Here is a 4,601-nt window from a genome sequence, read left to right as displayed (position 1 = left end):
ATAAGTAAACAAGTTTTTGCCGATGTAGTTCAAATGGAACTTGTATTGCTTAGTGGATTAGAACAAGAAGGCATAAAATAGATGGAGGTGTGATGTGAGGATTACAAGCGGTATGTACTACAAGAGTATATATAGTGAACATAACGGACAACTAAACGAAGCTCTTTTTGATGTAAACAAACAGATAGCATCGGGACTTAAGATTCAGTATGCTCATGATGACATTAGAACATTTACGGAGACTATGAGGCTTGATAACGAGATTTCAACTCTTGGACAGATAAAAAAGAGTACTGAGAGCGCTCTTAAAATGTCGGATCAAACAGACTCAGTGCTGGGTGAGTTTGAAACATCTATGAACCGCACGAGAACCCTTCTTCTAAATGCCGCAAACGGAACAAATGACGAGACTTCGCTTGATGCCATAGCGCAGGAGCTAAGATCAATAGAGGATCATTTTAAAAATCTAGCAAATACCTCTATAAACGGTCAATATCTTTTCTCGGGCACCGCTGTGGACGTAAGACCTATAGCTGATGACGGTACCTACATGGGTAACGAGGGGCTACTAAAGGCTTTTACCGGTTCAAAAACATCTCAGCAGTACAACATAAGCGGTGCAGAACTTTTTCTCGGAGAGAAGAGATTGGTGCAAAGAGAAGTCTCTACAAATGTTGTTCAAACAAATTTAAGTGCCAAATATCCTGATTTTACAGATTCAACTGTTGTTGGAGCTTCTGCGCTTATTAAAAGTAGTGATACCATCCGTGATCTTATGGGTGATGTCGATAATGCGGTTGACGCAGGAGTCGATAAGCACTTCTTTTACGTCAGTGGAACAAGAAGCGACGGCGTCTCTTTTAAAGAAAAAATTGCAATGAGCGATGATGAGAAGATTAGCGATCTTTTAAAAGAAATCGGTGACTTATACGGGAATACTCCTGAGGTAAATGTCGTAAATGTCAGCATGAACCAAAATGGACAGATTGTCATAGAAGATAAAATCAAAGGCTCCAGCAAGATAGATTTTCACATGGTTGGTGCGACGGATCTGTTTGGCGGCGGGGCAGCGGATGTCACAAACATAGATGATTTGGGAGCTGGAGAGACAAATTTTGACAGCATTATGCTTGGTACATCTACCGCTGCAAATTCTGATTTATATGTAAAAGAGTTTATAAAATCCTCTTTGTCTTCGGCAGATAGTGTTGTTGGAAATAGCATAGAGGGTACCATCTACGACAGGACGGAGTTTAGCAAAGACGGCGCAAAGCTCTCTTCGGCATCCACACAAATTGTAAGAGAGACAAATGCATTTGCAACGGCTTCAACTAAACTCTCCGAAGTGGCAGACCTCTCGCAAGGAACTGCCGGCACACTTGATGGCACTTCATTTGTAATCGAGGGTACGGATATAAACGGGACTGCTTACAGCGCGCGGATTGATTTGGCATCTGCAGGTTCTACATTTTCTTTAGATACAGATTTAGATGGTGTTTATGATAATGGAACATACAATATTTACGATGTTGGAACGCCAAGAGCAGCTGTCAATGGCGATGATATGACATATAAGCAGTTTATGGATGTTGTAAATATGCTCACAACAGGCAATCTTCCCGCAACTGTTCCGGGAACAGCAGCTGAATATGATGGAGCGATTAAAGATGCTGATTTAAGAGGAAGAACATTTTTAACTCATGACGGCAAAATACAGTTTGAAGAGATAAATAGCGGTAACACAAAAGCAAGCCTTGCCATCTATGATGCAAACAGCGGTAACTTTACGGCAGGGGCAGATGCTTCAGTGATGACCTTTAACACCAACAATGCGATAACGGTGCGTGACCCAAAAACAGACTTTTTTAAGACTCTTGATGAAGTGATAAAGTCTGTTGAGAACTATAAACTCTATCCCGATGCCAGCAGCGGAGATGTGAGAAATGTGGGTATTGAAAATGCAATTGCTATGATGGATGATCTTCAGGACCATGTATATAGAGCGCACTCCCAAGTCGGAGTGCAGACAAATGCTCTGGACACATCCATACAAAGAACAGGACTCTTGGAGATAAGTGCCATGAGTTTAAGATCAAGTGTTGTTGATACGGATTTGGCTGAGGCTTCACTGACTCTTGCAAGGTTAAATCTCAACTATGAGGCTCTTCTCTCAACCGCAGCAAAGGTGTCAAAACTTAGCCTTGTCAATTATCTCTAATATAGGGCTTTAAAATCCTTTATAAAGCATTTTTTGTTATACTTCAACTTTATTTAGGATAAAAAAGGAAGCTGTAGTTTGAAAGATGCTATATTTATTGTAAGTTTTGGTTTGCTAATCTATCTTGGATTTTCTACTGTTTTGGGCGGTACTGCTCTCATGGGCGGATACGGTACCGCTTTTGCATCGTACAACCATAAATACTTCGGTTACATCTCTTACGCTTATATATTTATTTTTATGATTCCTCTGTACTTTTTTTATAAGGACACCAGCTTAAACATAAGAAAATTTGAGCTTGTAGTTGCATCCTTTTTGCTCCTTTTCTCATCTCTTTTGGCGCAGGCAATGCTGGTAAATGACAGTTTCCGCGGAGATATAGGTGCCGGTTTTGTAGATTTTTTATCTCCGTATATAGGTTCGTTTGGACTTTGGACATTTTGGTTTATCATAACTCTACTCTCTGTGGTTATTGTTTTTGACAGAAGTGCCCATGAAATGGTCGATATTTTCTTACACAGAACAAAGAAAAGATTTTTTGCTCCTCAGATTAGCGGCCCAAAAGAGACAAAAAAAGTTGAACAAAAAGCAGATGAGAGTTTTGAAGAGGAGATAGACAAGCCGGCATATCTCAGAAAAAAGAGTGCTGTAAAAACTGAGCAACCACAAGAGCAAATGGAGCAAAAAGAGCCTTTGGAGACAAAGCAGCAAAGCAATATTGTAGAGCTTGTAAATGAGATAAAAGAGCAGAAAAACGCAATTATAGTCGATGAGCTTGAGGAGAATGCTAAGCTTTTGGAGTCTATTGAAAAAGGTGTTGTTGAGAAGCCTAAAAACTTTAAACTTCCATCTGTTGATTTTTTGCAAAAACCGAATAACAAAGCACACAGCGTAGATGAGACTGAGTTGGATGGCAAGATAAAATTTCTTATAGAAAAACTTGCGCATTTTAAGATAGAGGGCGATGTTGTCAGAACATACGCAGGTCCTGTCGTTTCAACTTTTGAGTTTAAGCCCGCGGCAAATGTAAAAGTCTCACGCATTTTAAATCTTCAAGATGATTTAGCCATGGCGCTTAGTGCCGAGACTATCCGCATACAGGCACCGATTCCAGGTAAAGATGTTGTCGGAATTGAGATACCGAATGAAAAAATAGACACAATATATCTTAGAGATTTACTCGACAGCAAGCTTTTTAAAGAGTCATCTTCACCGCTTACTATCGTTTTGGGCAAAGATATAGTAGGAAAACCATTTATAACCGACCTTAAAAAACTTCCCCATCTTCTTATTGCAGGAACTACGGGAAGCGGAAAGAGTGTCGGTATAAATGCGATGATTCTTTCGCTTCTTTATAAAAACTCACCCGATCAGTTGAGACTGCTTATGATTGACCCGAAAATGCTTGAGTTTTCTATCTACAATGACATTCCACATCTGCTCACTCCTGTTATTACAAAAGCAAAACAGGCGATTGTTGCACTTAACAACATGGTGCATGAGATGGAGAGACGCTACTCTCTTATGAGTGAAAACAGAACAAAAAATATTGAGAGTTATAACGAGAAGGTAAAAAAAGAGGGCGGGGAGCATCTGCCTTATATTGTGGTTATCATAGATGAGCTTGCGGATCTTATGATGACGAGCGGAAAAGATGTTGAACACTCCATCGCAAGGCTCGCACAGATGGCAAGAGCTTCGGGAATACACCTTGTCGTGGCAACTCAAAGACCTTCAGTCGATGTCGTAACAGGACTTATCAAAGCAAATCTTCCTTCACGTATTTCATACAGAGTAGGGCAGAAAGTTGACTCTAAAATTATCTTGGACCAACAGGGTGCAGAGTCGCTTCTTGGAAAAGGAGATATGCTCTTTACGCCTCCGGGTTCAACGGGCTTAGTGCGTCTTCATGCACCGTGGAGTACGGAAGAGGAGATAGAAAAAATCGTTGATTTCATAAAATCACAAAGAGCGCCAAACTACGACAAAAGCTTTTTAGTAGAAGAGAGTGAAGAGAGCTCCTCATCAAGCGATACTTATGAGGAGCTTGACCCTCTCTTTGGTGAAGCTAGAAATGTTGTTCTATCAGATAGAAAAACATCTATATCGTACTTGCAGAGAAAACTCCAAATAGGCTATAACAAATCTGCAAGACTTATTGAGCAGCTAGAAGGCGAGGGTATCTTGTCTCCTCCAAACTCTAAAGGGATTCGTGAAATCTTATAATGAGCACTAAGCCGCACTATATTTTTACAAAACTATACAACTCTTTTAGCGTACATGTAACAAACCTAGAGCAACTCAGTGTTGCTCAGATACAGCGTATTGAGTCCTTTGTTAAAGAGAGAAAAGGTATTTTTGATTTTAGCAGCTACACTTTTGT

Annotated in this window: 2 protein-coding genes; both read left to right on the top strand. The window is 40.2% G+C overall.

Going from position 1 to position 4,601, the window contains the following annotated elements; genetic code table 11:
- The first annotated feature begins 112 nt into the window (after positions 1–112).
- Positions 113–2,218: a flagellar biosynthesis protein FlgL gene (locus IBX42_RS11340; RefSeq protein ID WP_294933021.1), complete on the top strand. Its 2,106-nt coding sequence runs from the start codon at positions 113–115 to the stop codon at positions 2,216–2,218.
- A 78-nt stretch (positions 2,219–2,296) separates the two neighbouring features.
- The gene (locus IBX42_RS11335) at positions 2,297–4,444 is read left to right on the top strand and encodes a DNA translocase FtsK (protein WP_294933019.1); all 2,148 of its coding nucleotides are present in this window, start codon (positions 2,297–2,299) and stop codon (positions 4,442–4,444) included.
- Positions 4,445–4,601: the final 157 nt, after the last annotated feature.

Source organism: Sulfurimonas sp., assembly GCF_014859695.1.
Taxonomy (GTDB): Bacteria; Campylobacterota; Campylobacteria; order Campylobacterales; family Sulfurimonadaceae; genus Sulfurimonas.
Note: the sequence above shows the minus strand (reverse complement) of the source record. Positions and strands in the feature narration are given on the sequence as shown.